This is a genomic window from Aquabacter sediminis, assembly GCF_028863665.1.
Classification (GTDB): Bacteria; Pseudomonadota; Alphaproteobacteria; order Rhizobiales; family Xanthobacteraceae; genus L1I39.
In genome coordinates this window covers 272,402-295,197 of sequence record NZ_JARBFX010000003.1, presented here as the reverse complement: position 1 = coordinate 295,197, position 22,796 = coordinate 272,402, and the positions used below count along the sequence as shown (strand labels likewise).

19 protein-coding genes and 1 tRNA gene are annotated in these 22,796 nt (G+C 67.0%); 12 read left to right on the top strand and 8 right to left on the bottom strand.

All coding sequences use genetic code 11. The features are described 5' to 3' along the window. Positions 1-53: 53 nt before the first annotated feature. Positions 54-2,267, top strand: a complete 2,214-nt coding sequence (locus PV781_RS07100) for a heavy metal translocating P-type ATPase (RefSeq protein ID WP_274774934.1) — start codon at positions 54-56, stop codon at positions 2,265-2,267. 97 nt (positions 2,268-2,364) lie between these two features. On the opposite strand, the gene PV781_RS07095 is transcribed toward PV781_RS07100, so the two are convergent. Further along, positions 2,365-2,439, bottom strand: a tRNA-Thr gene (locus tag PV781_RS07095). Between the two features lie 226 nt (positions 2,440-2,665). On the opposite strand from PV781_RS07095, the gene PV781_RS07090 reads away from it, so the two are divergent. From PV781_RS07090 to PV781_RS07075, 4 genes are all read left to right on the top strand, one after another. Continuing rightward, a complete protein-coding gene (locus PV781_RS07090) occupies positions 2,666-3,826 on the top strand; it encodes an ABC transporter ATP-binding protein (protein ID WP_274774933.1) in 1,161 nt (386 codons plus the stop codon). A gap of 93 nt (positions 3,827-3,919) precedes the next feature. Continuing rightward, entirely contained in the window at positions 3,920-4,837 is a 918-nt protein-coding gene (locus tag PV781_RS07085) for an ABC transporter permease subunit (protein ID WP_274774932.1), read from the top strand. Continuing rightward, entirely contained in the window at positions 4,834-5,652 is an 819-nt protein-coding gene (locus PV781_RS07080) for an ABC transporter permease (protein ID WP_274774931.1), read from the top strand. Before PV781_RS07085 ends, PV781_RS07080 begins: the two co-directional genes overlap by 4 nt. A gap of 257 nt (positions 5,653-5,909) precedes the next feature. After that, positions 5,910-7,826, top strand: a complete 1,917-nt coding sequence (locus tag PV781_RS07075) for an acyltransferase family protein (protein WP_342455439.1) — start codon at positions 5,910-5,912, stop codon at positions 7,824-7,826. Positions 7,827-7,844: 18 nt separating this feature from the next. On the opposite strand, the gene PV781_RS07070 is transcribed toward PV781_RS07075, so the two are convergent. From PV781_RS07070 to PV781_RS07055, 4 genes are read right to left on the bottom strand one after another with little or no spacing between them, the layout of a single operon-like run. Beyond that, positions 7,845-9,911, bottom strand: coding sequence for a hypothetical protein (locus PV781_RS07070; protein WP_274774929.1), 2,067 nt, complete (start codon positions 9,909-9,911; stop codon positions 7,845-7,847). Then, entirely contained in the window at positions 9,908-12,718 is a 2,811-nt protein-coding gene (locus tag PV781_RS07065) for a DUF4159 domain-containing protein (protein ID WP_274774928.1), read from the bottom strand. The genes PV781_RS07070 and PV781_RS07065 overlap by 4 nt, the downstream gene beginning before the upstream one ends. After that, positions 12,715-13,644, bottom strand: a complete 930-nt coding sequence (locus tag PV781_RS07060; protein ID WP_274774927.1) for a DUF58 domain-containing protein — start codon at positions 13,642-13,644, stop codon at positions 12,715-12,717. Before PV781_RS07060 ends, PV781_RS07065 begins: the two co-directional genes overlap by 4 nt. Positions 13,645-13,655: 11 nt before the next feature. Continuing rightward, positions 13,656-14,657: an AAA family ATPase gene (locus PV781_RS07055; RefSeq protein WP_274774926.1), complete on the bottom strand. Its 1,002-nt coding sequence runs from the start codon at positions 14,655-14,657 to the stop codon at positions 13,656-13,658. A gap of 185 nt (positions 14,658-14,842) precedes the next feature. Between PV781_RS07055 and PV781_RS07050 the strand changes: the two genes are divergently transcribed. Genes PV781_RS07050 through PV781_RS07035 form a run of 4 tightly spaced genes read left to right on the top strand, consistent with a single transcriptional unit; the run spans position 14,843 to position 17,605 of the window. Next, positions 14,843-15,463 (top strand): DUF1285 domain-containing protein, encoded by a 621-nt coding sequence (locus PV781_RS07050; RefSeq protein WP_274774925.1) that lies wholly within the window; start codon positions 14,843-14,845, stop codon positions 15,461-15,463. Next, positions 15,460-16,119 carry a CoA pyrophosphatase gene (locus PV781_RS07045; protein ID WP_274774924.1) on the top strand — a complete coding sequence of 220 codons (660 nt, stop codon included), beginning with the start codon at positions 15,460-15,462 and terminating at the stop codon, positions 16,117-16,119. The genes PV781_RS07050 and PV781_RS07045 overlap by 4 nt, the downstream gene beginning before the upstream one ends. Continuing rightward, positions 16,119-16,379: a DUF6111 family protein gene (locus PV781_RS07040; RefSeq protein WP_274774923.1), complete on the top strand. Its 261-nt coding sequence runs from the start codon at positions 16,119-16,121 to the stop codon at positions 16,377-16,379. The genes PV781_RS07045 and PV781_RS07040 overlap by 1 nt, the downstream gene beginning before the upstream one ends. After that, complete coding sequence (locus PV781_RS07035) at positions 16,376-17,605, top strand: CCA tRNA nucleotidyltransferase (RefSeq protein WP_274774922.1); 1,230 nt, start codon at positions 16,376-16,378, stop codon at positions 17,603-17,605. The genes PV781_RS07040 and PV781_RS07035 overlap by 4 nt, the downstream gene beginning before the upstream one ends. Positions 17,606-17,638: 33 nt before the next feature. On the opposite strand, the gene PV781_RS07030 is transcribed toward PV781_RS07035, so the two are convergent. From PV781_RS07030 to PV781_RS07020, 3 genes are all read right to left on the bottom strand, one after another. After that, the gene (locus PV781_RS07030; RefSeq protein ID WP_274774921.1) at positions 17,639-17,860 is read right to left on the bottom strand and encodes a DUF2158 domain-containing protein; all 222 of its coding nucleotides are present in this window, start codon (positions 17,858-17,860) and stop codon (positions 17,639-17,641) included. Between the two features lie 117 nt (positions 17,861-17,977). After that, positions 17,978-18,862, bottom strand: a complete 885-nt coding sequence (hemF, locus tag PV781_RS07025; RefSeq protein ID WP_274774920.1) for an oxygen-dependent coproporphyrinogen oxidase — start codon at positions 18,860-18,862, stop codon at positions 17,978-17,980. A gap of 114 nt (positions 18,863-18,976) precedes the next feature. Continuing rightward, positions 18,977-19,450 (bottom strand): tRNA (cytidine(34)-2'-O)-methyltransferase, encoded by a 474-nt coding sequence (locus PV781_RS07020; RefSeq protein ID WP_274774919.1) that lies wholly within the window; start codon positions 19,448-19,450, stop codon positions 18,977-18,979. Between the two features lie 608 nt (positions 19,451-20,058). On the opposite strand from PV781_RS07020, the gene petA reads away from it, so the two are divergent. The 3 genes from petA to PV781_RS07005 are packed head-to-tail and all read left to right on the top strand — an operon-like array spanning position 20,059 to position 22,743. Beyond that, positions 20,059-20,583 (top strand): ubiquinol-cytochrome c reductase iron-sulfur subunit, encoded by a 525-nt coding sequence (gene petA / locus PV781_RS07015; RefSeq protein ID WP_274774918.1) that lies wholly within the window; start codon positions 20,059-20,061, stop codon positions 20,581-20,583. A gap of 33 nt (positions 20,584-20,616) precedes the next feature. Then, on the top strand, positions 20,617-21,888 hold the full coding sequence (locus tag PV781_RS07010) for a cytochrome b (RefSeq protein WP_274774917.1): 1,272 nt from the start codon (positions 20,617-20,619) through the stop codon (positions 21,886-21,888). An 18-nt stretch (positions 21,889-21,906) separates the two neighbouring features. Beyond that, the gene (locus PV781_RS07005; RefSeq protein ID WP_274774916.1) at positions 21,907-22,743 is read left to right on the top strand and encodes a cytochrome c1; all 837 of its coding nucleotides are present in this window, start codon (positions 21,907-21,909) and stop codon (positions 22,741-22,743) included. Positions 22,744-22,796 lie beyond the last annotated feature (53 nt).

Here is a 22,796-nt window from a genome sequence, read left to right as displayed (position 1 = left end):
AGCACCCGTGTCGATCCCACAAGCCGCCCCGGCGGTTCCAGCGGAGTTCGACCATGTCCGAGGCTGCCCCCGTCATCACCCGCTTTCGCGTCGAAGGCATGGATTGCGCGTCCTGCGCGACCAAGATCGAAACGGCCGTCCGGCGGCTACCCGGGGTGGCGGACGCCACGGTCTCGGTCCAGGCCGGAACGCTGATTGTCACGAAACAACAGGGGTTTGAGGCGAGCCGCGTGGCGCGGCAGGTCAGTGCGCTCGGCTATGGAATCACCCCTGCGGACACCGCCGCCGCGCCGGCTCACAGCGCGCCATGCTGCGCCCACGCGCATGCCCCGCACGACCATGACCACGCCCCAGCCCACGCCCCCGGCCCCGCCCACCCCACCCCGGCCGCCATGCCCGTTGAGGCGCCTTGGTGGCAGGCCCGCAAGGTGAAGCAAGCCATGTTCTGCGGCCTCGCCATTGTTCTGGCCTGGGTCGCCGGATGGGTCTGGCCGGCCGCGGATCTGTGGGCCTTCCTGGCCGCTCTTCTGGTGGGCCTCCTCCCCATTGCCCGCCGCGCCCTGGCCGCCGCCCGCGCCGGCTCGCCCTTCACCATCGAGACCCTCATGACCATCGCCGCGGTGGGCGCGGTGGTCATCGGGGCGGCCGAAGAGGCGGCGGCGGTGGTGTTCCTGTTCCTGATTGGCGAGATTTTGGAAGGGGTTGCGGCAAGCCGTGCCCGCGCCAGCATCTCCGGCCTCACCGCCCTCCTGCCCAAGACCGCCCTGGTTCAGAAGGGCGGCACGGTGCGTGAAGTGCCGGCGGAAACCCTGGGGCCGGGCGCGCTCATTTTGGTGCGCCCCGGCGACCGGATCGCGGCCGATGGCCTTGTTCTGCAAGGAGAAAGCGCCGTCGACGAAGCCCCCGTCACGGGCGAGAGCGTGCCGAAGCCCAAGCAACCCGGCGATCCCGTCTTCGCCGGCACCATCAATGGCGAGGCCGCGCTCTCCGTGGAGGTCACCGCCGCCGCCGCCGACAACACCATCGCGCGGATCGTGAAGCTGGTGGAGGAGGCGCAGGAGAGCAAGGCTCCCACCGAGCGGTTCATCGACCGATTCTCTCGCTATTACACGCCCTTGGTCCTGGTGGCAGGGGGGCTGGTGGCGGTCATTCCGCCGCTTTTTCTGGGCCAGGACTGGGCGGACTGGATCTATCGTGGCCTTGCCGTCCTGCTCATCGGCTGCCCCTGCGCCCTGGTCATTTCCACCCCCGCCGCCATCGCGGCCGGCCTCTCCGCCGGCGCCCGGCGCGGCCTCCTGATGAAGGGCGGTGCGGTTCTGGAACGCTTGCGGCAAGCCACTTTCGTGGCCTTCGACAAGACCGGCACCCTCACCGAGGGGCGGCCCGTGGTCACCGACATGATCGGCCTCGGCCGCCCGGACAACGAGGTGCTGGCGCTGGCGGCGGCCGTGGAGAGCGGATCGAGCCATCCCCTGGCGACCGCGATCCTGTCAGCCGCAGAGCAAAAGGGCATCGCCGTGCCGGCCGCATCCGGCGTGAAAGCCCTTGCGGGGAAAGGCGTTTCTGGAGTTGTCGACGGTGTCGGCATCGCCCTCGTCTCGCCGCGTGCCGCGTCCGAACGGGCGATCCTCCTACCCGAGCAGGCGGCCCGGATCTCCGCCTTTAGTGATGACGGGAAGACCGTCGCCGTGCTGCTGATGAATGGCGTTCCCGGCGGCATCCTTGCCTTGCGAGACGACCTGCGTCCGGATGCGCAAGCCGGGGTCAAGGCTTTGAAGGACATGGACCTTTCTGCCGCCATGCTGACCGGCGACACGGCACGCGCCGCCGCCGCCATCGCAGGCCCCCTGGAGATCGAAGCCCAGGCCGGCTTGCTGCCGCAGGACAAGCAGGTTCAGGTGCAGGCCTGGCAGAAGGCGGGCCAGGTGGTGATCAAGGTGGGGGATGGCATCAACGATGCGCCCGCGCTGGCCGCCGCCGACATCGGCATCGCCATGGGCGGTGGCACCGACGTGGCGCTGGAAACCGCCGACGCCGCCATCCTTCATGGCCGGGTCGGGGATGTCGCCCGCATGGTCCGACTGTCCCGTCTGGTGATGGGGAACATCGCGCAGAACATCTCCATCGCCTTGGGGCTGAAAGCGATTTTCCTGGTGACGACCATTGCCGGCGTGACCGGCCTGTGGCCTGCCATCCTCGCCGACACCGGCGCCACCGTCCTCGTCACCCTGAACGCCCTGCGCCTGCTCTCCCCGCGCTTGGACTAAGGAGAGGCATTTGGCGTGCCGCAACCCAAGGCGGCACGCGCCCCATGTGCCGGTGGGGGCGCAACATCTGACGGGAAGGGGAAGGGCCTGGAATTGCTGGTGCTGCGAGAGAGGATTGAACTCTCGACCTCTCCCTTACCAAGGGAGTGCTCTACCACTGAGCTACCGCAGCGACTGGCGGCGACGAAGGTTTCCGTCGCGAGCGGGCTGTTCCTGCCACAAGCGGGCGGGTGGTGCAAGCCTTGCCGACTGCGGAACTGTCCGCAAACTTGCTTACCCACAGATCGCCGTTTTTGAGCGCGCTGCAACGCATCATTTTTGCGCTTGCACATGACTTGAGCATGGCCTCGCCGCGGGCTAGCCTCTCATCGAGCGGCAACCAGGGGGAAGCGGGGCTCATGTCGAAAACTCGGACGCAGACCATCGGCGCCGTGCGGCGCACGTTCGCACCCTGGACGGACCCCAAGGCCACGCCGCTGATCCGGTTCGAGAATGTCATCAAGCGGTTCGGCGATTTCGTCGCTGTCGATGATGTCAGCATCGACATCTATGAGCGGGAATTCTTCGCGCTCCTCGGCCCCTCCGGCTGCGGCAAGACCACCTTGATGCGTATGCTGGCCGGTTTCGACGAGCCCACAGAGGGGCGCATCACGCTGGCAGGGCAGGATCTGGTGGGCGTTCCGCCCTACCAGCGGCCCGTGAACATGATGTTCCAGTCGTACGCCCTGTTCCCGCATATGAGTGTCGCCGACAATATTGCCTTCGGCCCCCGCCAGGCCGGCATGCCCAAGGGCGAGGTGACCCAGCGCGTCGAGGAAATGCTGGCGCTGGTGAAGCTGGAGAAGTTCGCCAAGCGCAAGCCCCACCAATTGTCCGGCGGCCAGCGCCAACGGGTGGCGCTGGCCCGCGCCGTCGCCAACCGGCCGAAGGTCCTGCTGCTGGACGAGCCCCTCGGCGCCCTCGACAAGAAGCTGCGCGAGGAAACCCAGTTCGAGCTCATGGATCTGCAGATGAAGCTCGGCATGACCTTCCTGATCGTCACGCACGACCAGGAGGAAGCCATGACCGTGGCCGATCGCATCGCGGTCATGAATCAGGGCAAGCTCGTCCAGGTGGCGCCGCCGGCCACCATCTACGAGCAGCCGTCCACCCGCTATGTGGCGGACTTCATCGGCGATGTGAACATCCTGGAATGCAAGGTGGTCAGCCGCACGGAAAGCGAGGTGGTGCTCTCTTCGCCCATCACGCCCGCACCCATCCGCATGGCGCAGACCGTGGACGCGAAGACGGGAGACACTGTCTTCCTGGCGGTGCGTCCGGAGAAGATGCGCATCTCGCTTGATCCGCCGGCGGACGTGGCGGAGAACCTGTTCCAGGGCGAGATCTGGGACATCGGCTATCTCGGCGACCTGTCCATCTATCATGTGGAGATGCCGTGCGGCACGCGCATCAAGGTGTCGCTGCCGAACCTGTCGCGCGTCGTGGAGCGGCCTATTTCCTGGGAGGATAAGGTCTATGTGACCTTTGCCCCCCATGCGGGCGTGGTGCTCTGTCACTGAGGCAAGGCCGCCTCCCGCCGCGGCGGGAGGCTTTGGGGGAGGCCGGGCCTGGACGGGTCGGCCGTTGACCAAGCGGAAGAAGAGGGGGCGCCCATGGCCATGGCGGGTGAAAAGGGACGCGGGCGATTGTTCGTCATCGCCATACCCTATCTCTGGTTGCTGGTTCTATTCCTGGTCCCGTTCTTCATCGTCATGAAGATCAGCCTGTCCCAGGATGTGATCGCTTCGCCCCCATACACGCCACTCCTGGACCTGTCGAAGGGGTGGGCTGGATTTACGGACTTCCTGTCCCAGCTTTCCTTTGCCAATTACTTTTATGTGTTGGACGGAGACAATGAGTTCCTCGGCGCCTATGGCTCCAGTCTTGTCATTGCCTCCATTTCCACGCTTCTGTTGCTGCTTGTGGGCTATCCCATTGCGTATGGAATGGCGCGGGCGTCGCGGGGCATCCAGCCGACGCTGCTGATGCTCATCATCCTGCCTTTCTGGACGTCGTTCCTGATCCGTGTCTATGCCTGGATCGGCATCCTGTCGCCGGAAGGGCTGCTCAACCAGGCGCTCATGGCGGTCGGGCTGATCGACGAGCCCCTGCAGATCCTCAATACAGATCTCGCCGTCTATATCGGCATCGTCTATTCCTACCTGCCCTTCATGGTGCTGCCGCTCTATTCGGCGCTGGAAAAACTGGACGGCACCTTGCTGGAGGCGGCGCAGGACCTTGGCTGCACGCCGTTCAAGGCCTTCTGGCTCATCACCTTTCCGCTTTCTTTGCCGGGCGTCGCCGCGGGCGCGCTGCTCTGCTTCATCCCGGCGGTGGGCGAGTTCGTGATCCCAGATCTCCTCGGCGGGTCGGACACCATGATGATCGGCAAGTCGCTGTGGACTGAATTCACGGTGAACCGCTCCTGGACCTCCTCCTCCGCGGTGGCTGTCTTGCTGCTGCTGGTCCTGGTGGTACCGATCGTCATCTACCAGAACATCCAGGCGCGCCAGCTGGAGGCGGGAAAATGAACAAGGGCATGTCCTGGTTCAACGTGACGTCCATCGTGGCCGGCTTCGCCTTTCTCTACATTCCGATCCTGCTGCTGGTGATCTATTCCTTCAACGCCTCGCGTCTCGTCACCGTGTGGGCGGGCTTTTCCCTCCAGTGGTACGCATCGCTGCTGGAGAATGAGCAATTGCTGGACGCCGCCTGGGTGACGCTGCGGGTGGCCTTCCTCTCCTCCCTCATCGCCACGGTGCTGGGCACCATGGCGGCGCTGGCCCTCACCCGCTACGGGCGCTTCTTCGGGCGGACCCTGTTCTCGGGCATGACCTACGCGCCCCTCGTCATGCCGGAGGTCATTACCGGCCTGTCCCTGCTGCTGCTGTTCGTGGCCATCGGCTTCGAGCGCGGGTTCTGGACCATCACGCTCGCCCACATCACCTTCACCATGTGCTTCGTGGCGGTGGTGGTGCAATCGCGGCTCGTCACCTTCGACCGGTCGCTGGAGGAGGCAGCGCTCGATCTGGGCTGCCCGCCGTTCAAGACCTTCTTCATCATCACCTTGCCGCTGATCCTGCCAGCGGTGGTGTCCGGTTTCCTCCTGGCCTTCACGCTCTCCATGGATGACCTGGTCATCGCCAGCTTCACCACGGGGCCGGGCGCTACCACCTTGCCCATGCGCATCTATTCTCAGGTGCGCCTGGGCGTGACGCCGGAAATCAACGCCGCCTGCACCATCCTCATCGCCATCGTGACGGTGGTGGTGCTCATCGCCTCCGTGGCCACCAAGCACCAGGAAAAGGTGCGCCAAGCTGAAGAGCGGGCGGCGGCCGCCCAATAGGGCGTTTCCAAGCCAAGCGGGAACCGGCTCGGCTGACGGAAACACATTGAGAGTGAGCGCCAGCCCATCGGTCCCTAAACCCCTCGCGCCCGGCTTCGGCCGGGCGCTTGCGTTTCAAGGGCGGGTGCGGCTGCGCCACACCGGCGCAAAAACGCCGCCGGGAGGTGGCCCGGCGCGAAACATTCTGCAAAAAGGAGCAAAGGTGAGGAAACAGATCGGCGTCCGGGTGAATGCGGTACAGGGCGGACATTGGCGGCTTGCGCGCCCTGGCAGTTCTTCCGGTCGTTCTCTACCACCTCGACGAGCGCCTGGTGCCCGGCGGCTATGTGGGCGTCGACATCTTCTTCGTCATTTCCGGCTACCTCATCACCAAGCTCCTCGCCCAGGACCTGGAGGCGCAGCGCTTCAGTTTGCTGACCTTCTATGACCGGCGCGTCCGGCGCATCGTGCCGGCTTATGCGGCAGTGGCGCTTGCCACTTCGGTGGCGGCGCTCATCCTGCTGCCGCCGGGGATGCTGGTGGCGTTCGGCAAGTCGCTCCAGGCTGCTTCGACCTTTTTTGCCAACCGCTATTTCCTTTCCGCCACCGGCTATTTCGGCGCGGCGCCCGACGAGCAATGGCTGCTCCACACCTGGTCTCTTTCGGTGGAGGAGCAATTCTACCTGGCCTGGCCCCTGCTCCTGGCTCTCTTGTTCCACCCGCGCCTCGCGCGCATCCGGCCCTATGTCATCTGGGCGCTCGTTATCGCCTCGCTGGTGGTGTCCACGCGAAACGCGGTGCTGAGGCCGGGTCCGGCCTTCTACAATTCGCTCGGCCGGTTCTGGGAACTGCTGCTGGGGTCGGTCCTCGCCCTGGGCTACCTGCCGCGCCTGCGTACCATCTTTCAGGCGGAAGGGGTGGCGCTCGTCGGCCTTGGCCTCATCGGCTTCGCCTATGCCTCGTTTGGACACGGCACCATCTTTCCCGGCGCCACAGCCCTTGTCCCGACAGTGGGCGCGCTGTGCCTCATCTGGGCCGGGGAGGACGGGCGCACCACATGGGTCGGCCGCCTCCTGGCGCTGGCGCCCCTGGTGTGGATCGGCCTCATCTCCTATTCGCTCTATCTGTGGCATTGGCCGATCATTGCGATCCATCGCTTCCTGACCTTCCGGTCGCCGGAACTGGTGGAAGGCATAGGGCTGTTCGCGGCCATGCTGGTGCTCTCGGCGCTCTCCTGGCGTTTCGTGGAAGCGCCGTTCCGCCGCCATGGCCCGGCCCAGGCGGCCAGTGAGTGGCGCAGTGTGGGAGTGGGGATCGCCGTATTGGCGGGCCTTACGGGCCTTGGCTGGGTCATGGTGGCGACAGGCGGACTGCCGGGCCGCGCCACCGCGGCCTATCTCCAGGCGGAGCAGACGGTGGGCACCTATTGGAAGGGGCGCGCCTCTTGCCTCCTTGGACCCGGCGGCACCATGCCGCCCGAAGGCCAGTGCCGCTTTGGCGATCCCGATTCGCGGGCGCCGGTGGTGGCGCTGTGGGGCGATTCCTTCGGAGACCATCACGGTCCTGCTCTCGACCGCCTTGGTCAGGAAGAAGGATTCGGATTCTGGCAGGTTACCAAGGCGGGCTGTGCGCCGCTGGCACCCGATCCGGCCATGAGTCCGCTCGCGCGGTCCGAGCAGCAAGCCTGCAACGCGTTCCGTGCCCAATCCCTGGCACGGCTGATCGCGGATCCGCAGGTGCGGCTGGTGGTCATTGCCGGAAACTGGGCCAACGATCCGCCCGCTGACCGGGCGCGCCTCGCTGCGGCACTGGACGCCTTCTCCGCAGCGGGCAAGCCGGTGCTTCTTGTCGGCAGCGCGGGCGGCTTTTCCACCGGCGGCGGCCGCTGCGTGCTGCGCCGACGCTTTGCGGGGAATGACGAAACCGTCTGCAACGTGACGCGGTCCGCCTCCGATGCGGATGCCTCTGCCCTTGAATCCTGGTTGCAGGGTCTTGCGGATGAAAAGCCGGGCCGCAGCCTGTTCCGCCCCCGGCTTCTCTATTGCGACGACAGCACGTGCCGCCCCACAGCCGACGGCGTGCCCCTGTTCCTGGACGGCGGCCATCTCAACGTGGCCGGCGCGCTCCACGCTCTGGAGGCATGGCGGGCCGTGCTGGTGCCGCCCTTGAAAACGCCGGCGCCTCCAGTGCGCTGAGGCGCGTCGCGAGGGGCATCAGCGTCCCTCGCGGATCCAACTCAGCGAGATCAGGCCGAGGAGGAGCAGCAGGCCGGTGAGGCCGGCAAAGACCGGGAAGAGGCCGATGCCGGTCACCACGCTCACATCCCGCGTGCGAAGGCCCAACCAGTCCTCGCCCGCCAGCCGTTCGCCCGTGCTCACCGCCACCACGCGGGGCACGCCGCCGGAGAGATCCGCCAGGCGCCAGACCCGGCCGCCCGTGGCGTTCGAGACGGGTGCGAGCACGTCCTTCGTGCTCGTCACCTCGGCAAATTCCTTCGGATTAAGCGGGCCGATATTGGCGAGCGCGTTGAGATTGCCGTTGGCGGCGCGCCACAAGCCCAACTGGTCGGCCGGCGTGGTGGCGCGCCAGAGGCCCGGTTCCACCTGGGTCATGGTGAGCGTGCGTTCCGGTCCAGTGGGCGGCGTGATGCGCGCGGGGGGCGCCGTATCGGCCATGGTTTGGCGCTCCACCACCAGCTCGCGGCTGGAGGTGAAGAGGCGCAGGCGCTCCTCCTCCAGGTCCGGCTCCTTCATGAGCCAGTGTGAGAGGCGACGCAGCAGGTCGATATAGGGGCCACCGCCCTCATAACCGCGCGCCCAGAGCCAGAAATGGTCGGACAGGAGCAGGGCGACGCGCCCTTCGCCCACCCGGTCGAGGATCAGGACCGGCTTGTCCTGTGGCCCCGCCAGCACCGCCGTGCCCGACCGGGCCTCCGCATCGATGACGCGGAAGAACCGGCTCCAGGAGGGCGGGTTCGTCTCGGCACCGGGCAAGGCGCGCGTCACGGGGTGGCGCTTGCCGGGATTGGTCAACTGGGTGCGGAACGGCTGCTCGGTGGTGGCGCCCGTGGGGGCCGCCGGCAGGATTTCCTCAAGCGGCGTGTTGTAGAGCGAGCCGGGCTCCACATAGTCCGTGCCCGCAGCCACCAGGATGGCGCCGCCGGCGCGCACATAGCGCACGATATTGTCGAAATAGACCTGCGGCAGCACCCCCTGTTGGGAATAGCGGTCGAAGATGATCAGGTCGAAGTCGCGGATCTTGGTCTGGAACAACTCGCGTGTGGGGAAGGCGATCAGCGAGAGTTCATTGATGGGCGTGCCATCCTGCTTCTCCGGCGGACGCAGGATGGTGAAGTGGACGAGGTCCACATTGGCGTCGCTCTTCAAGAGGTTGCGCCACGTGCGCTCGCCCACGTTCGGTTCGCCTGATACGAGCAGCACCCGCAGCTTGTCGCGCACGCCGTCGATGGAGACGGCCACGCGGTTGTTCACCGGCGTCAACTCGTCCGGAAGGGGTGGCACCTCCACCTCGACGATATTGGGACCCGCATGCGTGATCTCCACCTCAACGGTGGCCGGCTGCCCGGTGGTAACCATGGGCGTCGCCACCACTTCGCCGTCGCGCCGGACAGTTGCGGTGAGGCGCGTGCCGGCGGGAAGCCCCTCGTCGGTGACGCGGAAGGTCAGGCTCTGCCGCTGGCCAACAATGCCGAAGCGGGGCGCTTTTTCCAAAGCCACGCGGCGGTCCTTTTCGCCGGCCCGGCCCGTGATCAGGCCATGGACCGGGGCGGAGAAGCCCAGCCCAGACGGGTCTGAGGGAACGTCGTGGATGCGCCCGTCTGTGATGAGCACGGCGCCCGCCACCCGCTCGGGCGGCACGTCCGCGAGGCCGGCGGAAAGCGCGGCGAACAGGCGAGTGCCATCGCTCTCGCCGTCGCGCGCATTGGCCTCGATGACCCGCACCTCCACATTGCCGAGGCGCTCCAGCCGCTCCACCAGCGCCGTCCGCGCCGCTTCGGTCTGGGCGGTGCGGTCGCCGAAATCCTGGCTGGCGCTCTTATCCACCACCACGGCGGCGACCGACGTCAGCGGCTCGCGTTCCTCCCGCGTCAGCGAGGGGTTTGCGAGCGCCAGAAGCCCGGCGCACAGGGCGAGCGTGCGAAACACCGCGCCACGGGTCCGAGTGACCACCAGCAGGCCTGCAAGAAGCGCGGCCACTGCCGCGGCGACGAGCAAGGCGGGCAGGGGAATGAAGGGGTCGAAGGTCAGCCCATAGGTCATTGGCCAAGGCGCTCCAGCAGGGCCGGCACATGCACTTGGTCGGCCTTGTAATTGCCGGTGAGCACGTACATGGCGATGTTGGCCCCGGTGCGGAATGCAAATTCCCGCTGGCGCGGCTCGCCGGGCGTGAGCGGCAGGAGTGGCTCGCCTGCCTGTCCGACGGCCCAGGCGCCCGCGAGATCATTGCCGGTGATGATGACGGGCGAGACCCCGTCTCCCGCGCGGGCAGGCCGCTCCTCGCCGTCGCGCGCGGCCGGCAGGGCTTCTACCCACGTCGTGCCTCCGGTGAAGCGACCGGGGAAATCCCGCAGGAGATAGAAGGCCTTGGTCAGAACATGGTCACGCGGGACAGGCTCAAGCTCTGGAATGTCGAGACCGGACAGGATCTCGCGCAGCTTGCGGCCGGCGGGAGTCAGAGGCCCGGAGCCGCCGGGCGTTGCCTCAAGCGCATCGCGCGTGTCGAAGATCACTGTCCCGCCCTGCTTCATGAAGGCATCCACCCGCGCCAGCACCGCCGGGCTCGGGGTGGGCTGGTTGGGAAGGATCGGCCAGTAGAGCAGGGGGAAGAAGGAGAGTTCGTCCTTGGCGAGGTCCACGCCCAGTGGTTCGCCCGCTTGGAGCGCGGTGCGCTGGCCGAGGAAGGTGGTGAGGCCAGCAAGGCCGGCCTGGCTGATCTTGTCCACTTCAGCATCGCCCGTGCGCACATAGGCCAGATGCGTCTGGTTGGCGGCCTTCACCGCATAGGCATCGTCCGCTCGCGCGGGCGAGGGCAGGGGGGCGAGAGCTGAAAGGGCGAGAGCCGCGAGAAGCGCCCCGGCTGCGGCGCGGGCGCGCCGTCCCGTTAGCCGCGACAGCCCGCCCGCCAGGAACAAGACCGCCAGTGCGTCCAGCAGCAGAAGGCCCAGCATGGCGATCAGGACCGGCCCGCGCAGATCGCGCTGCTCGCCAGCTCGCAGCGGCTCCACGTTTGCGCCCAGGGGTGATGTGTCGAAAGGCGCGAGCCGATCGGCGGGCAGGAGGGCATTCACCGCCACAAGGCCGTCGGACGGGCCATAGAAGCCGGGCGGATGTTCGGCGCTGGCGCGGCCGGTGAACGAAGCGGGAAGCGGACGCACCAGCGGGCCGGGGGGCTGGAAGGCGCCGAATCCGTCCAGCACGCGGCCCGGCCGGATGGAGGCCGGCGCGGCGCGTGTGAGCGGGCTGGCGGCCGGTGCCTCCTCGGCGACGGCCGACGTGTCGGCGAGAGCGATCACGTGGCGCAACATCTCTACGAATGTGCCCGACAAAGGCAGGTTGGACCAGGACGTATCCGCGGTCACATGGAAGAGGACCAAGGTGCCCTTGCCCCGGCGCACGCCAGTGACCAGGGGGGTCCCGTCCTTCAAGCTCGCCCAGGTGCGCTCGCCCAGAGCGCCGTCCGGCTCGGCCAGGACCTGGCGGGTAACCGTGACATCATTGGGCAAGGGCAGATCGCGGAAGGGGCCGTCCGGCGTCAGGTTGCCCAGCGCCTGAGGCGTTTCCCAGGACAGGGAGCCGCCCAGCACGCGCCCGCCGCGCCGCAGGCGGACGGGCAGAAGGTCGTCCTGCGCATTGGCAAGGCGCGGCCCCGCAAAGCGCACCAAGACGCCGCCATCCTCCACGAAGCGCAGGAGGCGCGTGCGGGTCGCGGGGGGAATGGTACCCACGTCCGTCAGCACCAGCACCGGGACGCGCTGGTCGAGGAGGCGATTGATGGCTTCTGCAGGCGCGCCGGCATCGGCGATGCGCACATCGGCGAAGGGCCCAAGCGCGCGAGAGAGGTAGTAGGTCGGTGCCAGCAGGGGCTGGCCGGTATCGGAACTGGCGCCTGACACCACGCCAACGGTTCGGCGGCGCCAACGCTTATCCAGCAATTGCACCGCCCCGGCGGAATGCTCGCCGACAATTTCAAGCCGGGCGATATCGTTGCGCACTTCCACCGGAATGTCGAAACGGGCTTCCGCTTCCTTGGCGTCCGCGGCGAAGGAGAAGGGGGCTTCGCCGAGGCTGAGGCCCTTTTGGTCCTTGGCCTCCACCCGCCCCGCGCGAGCGGCGCCAGCCTCTGCCCGCAGCACCTTTACGCTGAGCGCACCAGCCGCGTTTTCCGGTGCCGCCAGGGCGAGAGGGGCGGAAAGGCCGCCGCTGATGACCAAGGCGGGCTGGGCGAGCTTCATCTGCGGAATGACCGTGCCCTCCGCCTCCCTCTGGAGCTCCACCCCGTCGGAAATGAAGACAAGACCCGCCTGAGGCTCGGCGGCCACATGGCGTGCGGCGAGAGCGAAGGCGTCCTTGCGGTCCGCCAGATAGGGAACGGGCGCCAGCGAGCGTAGCTTTTCTCGCGCCTGCACGGGCAGAAGAAGCGACACCTCCTTCGGCACCTCGGCGGTCGGAATGAGCGCAATGCCGCGCCCTTCCGCTTCGGCCTGGTCGATGAGGCCGGACGCCGTCGCGATCCGCTGGTCCCAGGTCGGCGCCGAGGGCCAGCCCTGGTCGAGGACGAGGATCATCGGTCCGGCGGCGCTTGGGGTTGCTGCGGGCGGATTCCAGATCGGTCCCGCCGCGGCAATGATGACGAGGGCCGCCAGCAACAGGCGCAGCGCCGTCAGCCACCAGGGGGTGCGGGCAGGGGTCTCTTCCTTCGGCTTGATTTCCAGCAGCAGGCGGGTGGGGGGAAAGACCAGTTCGCGCGGCTTGGGAGGCACCACACGCAGCAGGAACCAGAGGAGGGGCAAGGCGACAAAGGCAGCCAGAACCAGCGGTGTCGCGAAGGCGAGCGGCAATCCCATCATGCGGGCGCATCCTCCTGCCGCATGTCCGGAACGCCGGCTCCCGGAGCAGTGGCACCGGCTCCCATGCGAGCGTGCAACGCCAGGAGGAGTTCGCTGGCAGGGCGATCGGTGCGGTGAACCACAAAGCCCCAGCCAAGCCGCAGGCAGGTGTCGCGCAGGGCCGCGCGGTGGGCGGCAAGCCTTGCCTCATAATCCGGGCGCCACGTCTCGGCGCGGCCCACCGTCAGGCTCTCGCCGCCCTCTGGGGCATGAAAGGCGATGCGGCCGGAAAACGGAAAGGTCTCCTCCGAGGGATCGACAATCTGCACCACATGGCCGTGAGCACCACTGCCGGCCAGTTGCTCGATGCGCGTGCAAACGGTCTGCGTGGGGCTCCAGAAGTCGCCCAGCAGCACCAGTTCCGCGAGCGGGGACGGCCCGAAGGCGGGCGGCAAGGCAGGCCCGGTGCCCGCATGCAAGACCGCCTCGGCCATGCGCTCCACGATGCGGCGGCTGGCGGAGGGGCGCAGAAGATCCGGCACACCCACCCGCTCGCCGCCCTTCACCAGAAGGTCGGCCAGGGCGAAAGCGATGACGAGCGCCCGGTCGCGCTTGGGCGCGAGGCGGGCGGAGGCATAGATCATGGAGGGGGAGAGGTTCGGCCAGATCCACACCGTGTGGGCTGCCTCCCATTCCCTTTCGCGCACATAAAGATGGTCGTCGCGTGCCGAGCGGCGCCAGTCCACGCGCGCAGCCGGCTCCCCGTCGAGAAAGCGGCGATACTGCCAGAAATTCTCGCCGCTCCCCGGCCGCCGCCGCCCGTGCAGGCCATGCTGAACGGAGGACGCAATACGGCGGGCCTCCAGAACGAGGCGGGGCATGGAAGCGGACAGGGCCGAGGAGGCTTCCTTGGCCTGGTCGACGGACGCTTGGATCTCGGCCGTCACGGAGCGCTCCTTCACCCGAGCCGCTCAGTCAGCCGGCGCACGATGCCTGTCACCGATTGCCCGTCGGCGCGGGCGGCGAAAGTGAGGGCCATCCGGTGCTTCAGGACCGGCTCGGCGAGGGCTGCCACATCGTCCACCGACGGCGCGAAGCGCCCGTCCAGGAGGGCGCGGGCGCGCACGGCCAGCATCAAGGCCTGGCTGGCGCGGGGACCCGGGCCCCAGGCGATGTATTTGGCTTCCGGCCCCTCGGCGCCGGGACGAGCGGAGCGTACCAGAGTCAGGATGGCCTCCACCACCGATTCGCCCACGGGCAGGCGGCGCACCAGGCGCTGGGCGGAGAGGAGGTCTTCCACCGCCATGGCCGCACGTGGCTTGGTGTCTTCGGCACCCGTGGTGTCGAACAGGATGCGCCGCTCGGCATCGCGGTCGGGATAGTCGACGTCGATTTCCATCAGGAAACGGTCGAGCTGAGCTTCGGGCAGGGGATAGGTGCCCTCCTGCTCCAGCGGGTTCTGGGTGGCAAGCACGTGGAACGGCTTTGGCAGGTCGTGGCGCTCGCCGGCGACCGTGACGTGGTATTCCTGCATGGCCTGGAGCAAAGCGGACTGGGTGCGGGGGCTGGCGCGGTTGATCTCGTCTGCCATCAGCAACTGGGCGAAGATCGGCCCGCGGATGAAGCGGAACGCCCGCTTGCCGCCCATGCCCTCTTCCAGAACCTCGGCGCCGAGAATGTCCGATGGCATGAGGTCGGGCGTGAATTGCACGCGCCGGGCATCGAGGCCCAGCACCGTGCCCATTGTTTCCACCAGCTTGGTCTTGGCCAGGCCCGGTACGCCCACGAGCAAGGCATGGCCGCCCGCGAGAATGGTGATGAGTGCCCGGTCGATGACCGCTTCCTGGCCGAAGATGACGGAGGCAATGGCGGTGCGGGCGGCCCGCACGCTGGCGGCGGCCGTCTCCGCGTTGCGGATGATCATCTGGTCCAGGTCGAAGGTCTCGCTCGGTGCCGACATGCCATCACTCCCGTTCGCCGGCCATCCTCTCGCCGAAAGTAGGCGAGAGAAAGCCCGATCCGCTCCCGGCGAAATGATCCGATCGCGGAGGGCAGAAGGGCGAGCTTACGATAAGTTGGGGCCACGTCGACACGCCGCATTGCTCGTTCCACGCATGCGGCCCTCAACTCCTTGAGAGGTGTTCCATGGGAGAACCTGCCGGCGGCCCGCCGCCGTCTCATTCCAGGGCCTCGCGCCTCGATGGCCTGATCGCCGCCGCGTCCGCGGCCGGAGGGCGGGGACCGGCGCCAGTCGAGATGTGGAACCCGCCCGATTGCGGCGACATGGACATGCGAATCGCAGCCGACGGCACCTGGTTCTATGCCGGTACGCCCATCGGCAGGCCGGCCCTGGTGCGTCTGTTCGCGTCTGTGCTCACCCGGGAGGGGGAGCGCTTCGTCCTGAAGACGCCGGCCGAAAAGATCGGCCTGACCGTTGAAGACGCGCCTTTCCTGGCGGTGGATGTGGCGCGGGAGGAAACCGGTGCGGGCCGGGTGCTGGTCTTCCGCACCAATCTCGACGATATCGTCCGGTGCGGGGAGGGGCACGATTTGCGCTTCGTGCCCGGCGCCGAGGATGGGGAGTTGCGTCCCTATGTGCATGTGCGGCGAGGACTGGAGGCGCGCCTGACGCGGTCCGTCTTCATCGAGCTTGTGGAGATGGGAGAGGTGCGCGAAGTGGAAGGTGTGGCCATGTTCGGCGTCGCTTCGGGCGGGCGCTTCTATCCCATGATGGCGGCAGCCGATCTCGACCGGGCCTCCGCATGAGCGAGGTCTCGCTCGATCCGCTGGAGGATTTCCTCGCGCGCGCCCGTCATCGCCTTCTGCCAGCGCCACCCCCGCCTATGGCCGAGGGCGTGCAAGTGAATGGCACGCAAGTGAATGGCGACCATTCCCTGTCCGATGATCCCAGCCTTCACATGCCACAGCGCGCGCTTCGGCATGCGGCGGTGCTGGTGCCCGTGGTGGCCCGGCCCGAGCCCACCGTGCTCCTGACCTTGCGCTCGGAGAAACTGTCGCACCATCCCGGCCAAATCGCCTTTCCCGGCGGCCGCATCGATCCCGGCGACCGGGACGAGGTGGCGGCCGCGCTCCGGGAGGCGTGGGAAGAGGTGGGCCTGGAGGCCGGCTTCATCACACCGCTCGGTTTCCTTGACGGCTATCTCTCCAGCACTGGATTCTGGATCGTGCCGGTGGTGGCGCGGGTCGCGCCGGACTATCATCTGAAGATCAATCCGGCAGAAGTGCAGGACGCGTTCGAGGTGCCGCTCGCCTTCCTGATGGCGCCATCCAACCACCAGCGCCAATCGGGCCTGCGCAATGGCGTGCTGCGTCATTTCTATGCCATGCCCTACCAGGATCATTTCATCTGGGGAGCGACCGCCGGGATGCTGAGAAACCTCTACGAACGGGTCTATGCCTGATGCTGCGCGCGTTGCTGATCGAAGGAAGCCTGTTCCTCCTGCCGTTCGCCGCCTATGCGGCGTTCATGTATTTCTCCCACCGGACCTTGATCCTGGCGCATTGGACGCCCAAGGCGATCATGCTGCTTTCCCTCGTGGCCCTGGTGCTGGTGGCGGGGGGGCTGCTGGTGTTCGAGCAGGAGCGCGGCGCTCGCCCCGGGGCGCACTATACGCCCGCGCAGGTAGAGGACGGCGTCTTCAAGCCGGGCCAGTTGAAGTGACGGTTCGGACCCTCGCCGGTTCACCATGGCTGGACAGCGCTCCGCTGCGACGGGTGCTGGCGGTGCTGGATGGCGAGGGGGAGGAGGTGCGGCTCGTGGGCGGGGCCGTGCGGGATGCGCTCCTTGGCCGTCCGGCCGGGGAAGTGGATCTGGCGACGACTGCGCTACCGTCCGAAGTGATGCGACGAGCGCAGGCCGCCGGGCTGAAGGCCGTTCCGACGGGCATCGACCATGGCACCGTGACCGTGGTCAGCGAAGGCATCGGCTTCGAGGTCACGACGCTGCGCGAGGACGTGGAGACGGACGGGCGCCATGCGGTGGTGCGGTTCGGGCGCGACTGGCTGGCGGATGCGCTGAGGCGCGACTTTACCATGAACGCCCTCTATGCGCGACCCGACGGGCAGGTGATCGATCTCATCGGCGGCATTGCGGACCTGGAAGCGGGGCGGGTGCGCTTCATCGGCGACGCCGAGACCCGTATCCGCGAGGACCATCTGCGCATTCTGCGCCTGTTCCGCTTCCATGCGGGCTATGGCCGGGGGCCCGTGGATCCCGAGGCGTTGCACGCGGCCCTGCGCCAGCGGGAGGGCATCGAGCGATTGTCTCGGGAACGGGTCGGGCGCGAAACCATCAAGCTGCTCAAGGCCTTGGGAGCCGCGGAGACAGTTGCGCTGATGAGCGAGACCGGTTTCCTCGGCCGGGTGCTGGGGAGCATCGGCCATCTCGGGGCACTGGAGCGACTGGTGACTCTTGAAGCGCACCTCCAGCGGCAGGCTTGCGCGATCCGACGGCTTGCCGCTCTGGCGGTGCGCATTGTCGAGGATGCGGAGCGGCTGCGGGAACGCCTGCGCCTGTCCAACACCGAATATCGCCGGTTGGTCACGTGCGCGGGCGCCTGCCCCGTCCCGCTGTCTCCACGAGATGTGCGCCGACTCATCTATGATCGAGGAGAGCAGGGGGCCGAGGATCTGATCTTCCACGCGGCCGCGCGAGACGCAGCCACCTTGCCGGAAGTGGAGGCAGCCCTGGCGGTGGTCGGCGCGTGGCCGGTGCCCCGGTCGCCTTTCTCGGCAGCTGACCTTCAGGCCCGAGGTCTTTCTTCAGGCCCTCGCCTGGGCGCGGCCTTGCGGCGCGCCGAGCAGTTGTGGCGTGAGGCGGATTTCCCGGACAGCAAGGAAACGGCGGAGAGCATCCTCTCCACCGTAGTGGCCCTCAGCGAGCACTGACTTTGCCAGAGGGTCGCGGCAAGCGGCCCGCCGTCAATCGTTGTCGGATTCGTCTTCCTCGTCTTCTTCTTCGTCGAGCTCGAATTCTTCGACCTCGAGTTCGTCCAGGGCGACGAGCGGAAGCGTCTGGGACCGGAACTCGCCGGTCTCTTCCGAGAACCACACCACGTCGACCTTATCCCCATCGACCGCCACAACGGTCAGGGCCGGGCTGCCGGACTTCAACTGGACGATTTCACCGGGGGCGATGGCCATGGAAGCAACTCCGCTAAGATAACGATGGGATAGCGGGCTTCCATGACAGTGCGATCACATCGCCCCGGCACGGCGGACGGAGGCGACGAAACCCTCATCAGGGCGCTATCCGAACGCTCAGGGCCACTTCACCACGGGCGGCATTGAGGAGAGGATGGAAGCGATGTTACCGCCGGTCTTGAGGCCGAAAATGGTGCCTCGATCATAAAGCAGGTTGAATTCCACATAGCGTCCGCGGCGAACCAATTGCTCCTCGCGATCCGCCTCGGTCCAGGGGGTCGCGAAATTCGCGCGGACCAGGGTGGGGTATATGTCGAGGAAGGCGCGGCCCACGTCCTGCGTGAAGGCAAAATCGGCGTCGAACGACCCGCTGTCGAGCCAATCGTAGAAAATGCCGCCAATGCCGCGCGGCTCGTTGCGATGCTTGAGGAAGAAATACTCGTCGCACCATGCCTTGAGCCGCTGATAGTCGGCGACCTCATGGCTGGCACAGGCGCCCTCCAGAGCCGCGTGAAACGCCTTCGTATCCGGATCGTCTTGCGTCCGGCGGCGGTCCAGCACGGGGGTGAGGTCTGCTCCACCGCCGAACCAGCACTTCGTGGTCGCCACGAAACGGGTGTTCATGTGCACGGCAGGCACGTGGGGATTGGTCATGTGAGCAATGAGCGAGATGCCGGAGGCCCAAAAGCGGGGATCCTCCGACGCGCCGGGAATCTGCGCCCGGAACTCCGGGGCAAATTCGCCATGAACCGTGGAAGTATGCACGCCCACTTTCTCGAACAGCCGCCCATGCATCATCGCCATGGTGCCGCCGCCTCCGGGGGCGCCCGTATGGTCCGTGCGCGACCAGGGGGTGCGCACGAAGGCGGAGGGGGCCTCGGGGTAAAGCGTCGCGGGCGCCTCATGTTCCAGAGTCTCGAAGGCCGCGATGATCCGGCCTTGAAGCTCCTCGAACCAGGCGCGGGCACGGGCTTTGCGATCTTCGATGTCGGGCGGCAGCATGGGGCGTCCTGGTGGGTTCGGTCTTAAGGCAATGGGCGGTGCCGCGTGGGCAAGCTCCCGCATGTGTGGCGGCTTTCGGACACGCCGGCAATCATCGTCAAGGTTCGGGCCGGCTCACGACGACACAGGCAAGGCTGGGAGCTGCCCCGTCTGGCGCAGCCCTTCGGACAGCGCGATCCCGGCTGAGACCGCGACGTTCAGCGAGCGAAGGCCGGGACGCAGGGGAATCACCAGGCGGGCGTCGGCGCACGCATGCACCTCATCGGGAACGCCCGCCGACTCGCGGCCGAACAGCAGCACATCGCCCGGCCGGTAGGTGAAGCCGGCATAGGAGGAGGCGCCACGGGTGGTGAACAGAAGAAGACGCCGCCCTTCGCTCCGTCGCCAAGCCTCGAAGGCCGCGAAGGAGGCGTGGCGCACCCATTCCACCGCATCCACATAATCCATGCCGGCACGCCGGAAGGCGGCATTGCCAACGGGAAAGCCGGCTGGCTCGATGATGTGGACGGGCACGCCGAGGCAGGCCCCCGTGCGCAGGCACGTGCCGGCATTCTGGGCGATGTCCGGGCAATAGAGGGCGAGGATCAAAGGACTGTCTTCCCGTGCAGGATCGTGGGAACGGTCAACACCGACCGGGCGGGGCGGACGGCCAGTGGCGAGGCCGCGGAACGCATATGCGTGGCACCGTCCGTCACAGGCCAGGGTGGGGCATGAAAATCAAGCCCTCAGACGCCCCGACTCGCGGACCCAAATTCGGGCTCTGGGCCACTTCTGCGGCCTCTGGCAGGCGATGAGCGACGGTTGGGAGCGAACCGACGGGGCAATCGGCGCTGCGGCGATCGCGCACATGGGTGTTCTCCCAAAGAGGGCTAGATTTGATCCTCTCTCCTCCCGCGCGGACGGTGCGGATGGCGTGACGGAATGGCCCTGGATGCTTGTGTGCGGCGCACCATTGTCGCCCCTGCGTCAAAGCCGCGCATTTGCTGGCGCCGGACGGGACGGCGTGCCGCACAGTCCTGATCTGGACAAGGAAAAAAGAGGGTGCAATTAGAGACTCTCGAAGGTGGCGCTCGGCGTCATGCGGAGCTGTTGCACTCGGCCTCGCCGCGCGCTGAACCGGGGCATTCGGCGCAAGCTGGCCCCCAAGATGAGCTGCGCCGGCAGGGTCCGAGGGTCGGACAGGGAGGACAAGCACCGTGGCACATACGGAGACGACGGGAACCAACCGCCGGGACTTCCTCTACATCGCGACCGGCGCCGTGGGCGCCGTCGGTGTGGCGGGAATGGCCTGGCCTTTCATCGCCCAGCTCCAGCCCGACCGTTCGGTGCTCGCCCTTTCGACCACGGAAGTCGATCTTTCCCCCATCACTGAAGGCCAGATCGTGACCGTTCAGTGGCGCGGCAAGCCGATCTTCATCTTCAACCGCGCCCCCAAAGACGTGGAACTGGCGCGCGCCGTGCCGCTGAGCCAGCTCATCGATCCCCAGACCGACCAGGACCGGGTGAAGTCGGGCCACGACAATTGGCTGGTGGTGGTGGGCATCTGCACCCACCTTGGCTGCGTGCCGCTGGGCCACCAGGGCAATTATGACGGCTGGTTCTGCCCCTGCCATGGCTCCCAATATGACTCGTCCGGCCGCGTGCGCGTCGGGCCGGCGCCGCTCAACCTGCCGGTTCCGCCCTATCAGTTCCTCTCCGACACCAAGATCGTGATCGGCTGACGCCGCGTCGCCCCCAACAAAGGTTGGCTCCCCATGGAAGGACATTCCACCTACCAGCCCAAGGGCAAGGTGGCGCGCTGGTTTGAAAGCCGCCTGCCGCTCATCGGGCTCGCCCATTCCTCCGCCGTCGCCTACCCGACCCCCAAGAACCTCAATTACATGTGGACGTTCGGAGCGATCCTGACGTTCATGCTGATCTGCCAGATCGTGTCCGGCGTGGTGCTGGCCATGCACTACACGGCCTATGCGCCGATCTCGTTCGCCCGGGTCGAGCACATCATGCGCGACGTGGACTACGGATGGCTCATCCGCTACATTCACGCCAACGGCGCCTCCATGTTCTTCGTCGCCGTCTACATCCACATCTTCCGCGGCCTTTATTACGGCTCCTACAAGGCGCCCCGCGAAGTGCTGTGGATCCTCGGCGTGATCATCTACCTGCTGATGATGGCGACCGCCTTCATGGGCTACGTGCTGCCGTGGGGCCAGATGTCCTATTGGGGCGCCACCGTCATCACCAACCTCTTCTCTGCCATTCCGTGGGTCGGCGAGACCATCGTCCAGTGGCTGTGGGGCGGATACTCGGTGGGCGACCCCACCCTCAACCGCTTCTTTGCGCTGCACTATCTGCTGCCCTTCATGATTGCCGGCGTCGTCGGCCTGCACATCTGGGCGCTGCACCATGTGGGCCAGAACAATCCGGCCGGCGTTGACGTGAAGAGCGTCGCCAAGGACACGGTGCCCTTCACCCCCTATGCGACGGTCAAGGACATCTTCGCCACGGTGGTGTTCCTGATCTTCTTCGCCTGGTTCATCTTCTACATCCCGAACTATCTCGGCCATTCGGACAACTACATCCCGGCCAATCCGCTCTCGACCCCTGCGCACATCGTCCCGGAATGGTACTTCCTGCCCTTCTACGCGATCCTGCGCTCGGTGCCGGACAAGCTGGGCGGCGTGCTGGCCATGTTCGGCGCCATCGCGGTGCTGGCCTTCCTGCCCTGGCTGGATACGTCCAAGGTGCGCTCGGCCCGCTATCGTCCGCTGTTCCGCCAGTTCTTCTGGATCTTCCTGGTGGTGTCGGTGGGCCTGGGCTATCTCGGCTCCCAGCCGGCCGAAGGCGGCTACGTGATCGCCTCGCGTATTCTCACCGTCTACTATTTCGTCCACTTCCTGGTGATCCTCCCGCTGCTCGGCTTGTTCGAGAAGCCGAAGCCGCTGCCGGCCTCCATTGCCGATGCGGTTCTCGCCAAGGGTGGGGCGACCGTCGTGGCCGGGGCCTCCGCCCCCCACACCAAGGGCTGATCGGGAGCGCACAGAGCAATGATCAAGCGCAGCATTCTCTTCGGCGCGGTCGCGGCGGCCCTCGTGTTCGGATCGCCCGCCCGGGCGGCCGAAGGGGGTCATGATGACCGCCCCCACCGCGAATCCTGGTCGTTCGCTGGCCCGTTCGGCCTTTACGACACGGCCCAGCTCCAGCGTGGCTTCAAGGTGTTCCGCGAAGTGTGCGCGGCGTGCCACTCGGCCAACTATCTCTATTTCCGCAACCTCGCCCAGCCGGGTGGACCCTCCTTCTCGGAGGCGCAGGCCAAGGCGGTGGCCGCGGAGTATCAGATCACCGATGGTCCCAACGAACAGGGCGACATGTTCCAGCGCCCTGGGCGCCTGTCCGACCATTGGCCGGCTCCCTTCCCCAATGACCAGGCCGCCCGCGCCTCCAACGGGGGCGCCTTGCCACCGGACTTCTCGGTGCTGGCCAAGGCCCGCTCCTACCATGTGGGCTTTCCCGGCTTCGTCACCGATGCCTTTATTCAGTACCAGGAGCATGGCGTGGACTATATCCACGCGCTCCTGATGGGCTATGTGGACCCTCCGGAAGGCACCACTGTCCAGCCGGGCTTGCACTACAACAAGTATTTCCCCGGTCATCAGATCGCCATGCCCAAGCCGCTGAGCGATGGGCAGGTGGAATACACGGACGGCACGCCGCAGACGGTGGACCAGTATTCCCGCGATGTGTCGGCCTTCATGATGTGGATGGCTGAGCCCCATCTCGACACGCGCAAGCGCATGGGCTTCCAGGTCATGATCTTCCTGGTCGTCCTGGCGGGACTGCTCTATTTCACCAAGAAGAAGATCTGGAAGGACGTGGCGCACTGAGCCACGCCGCCTCGACGATCAGACAGGCCCCCTCGCGGGGCCTGTTTTCGTTT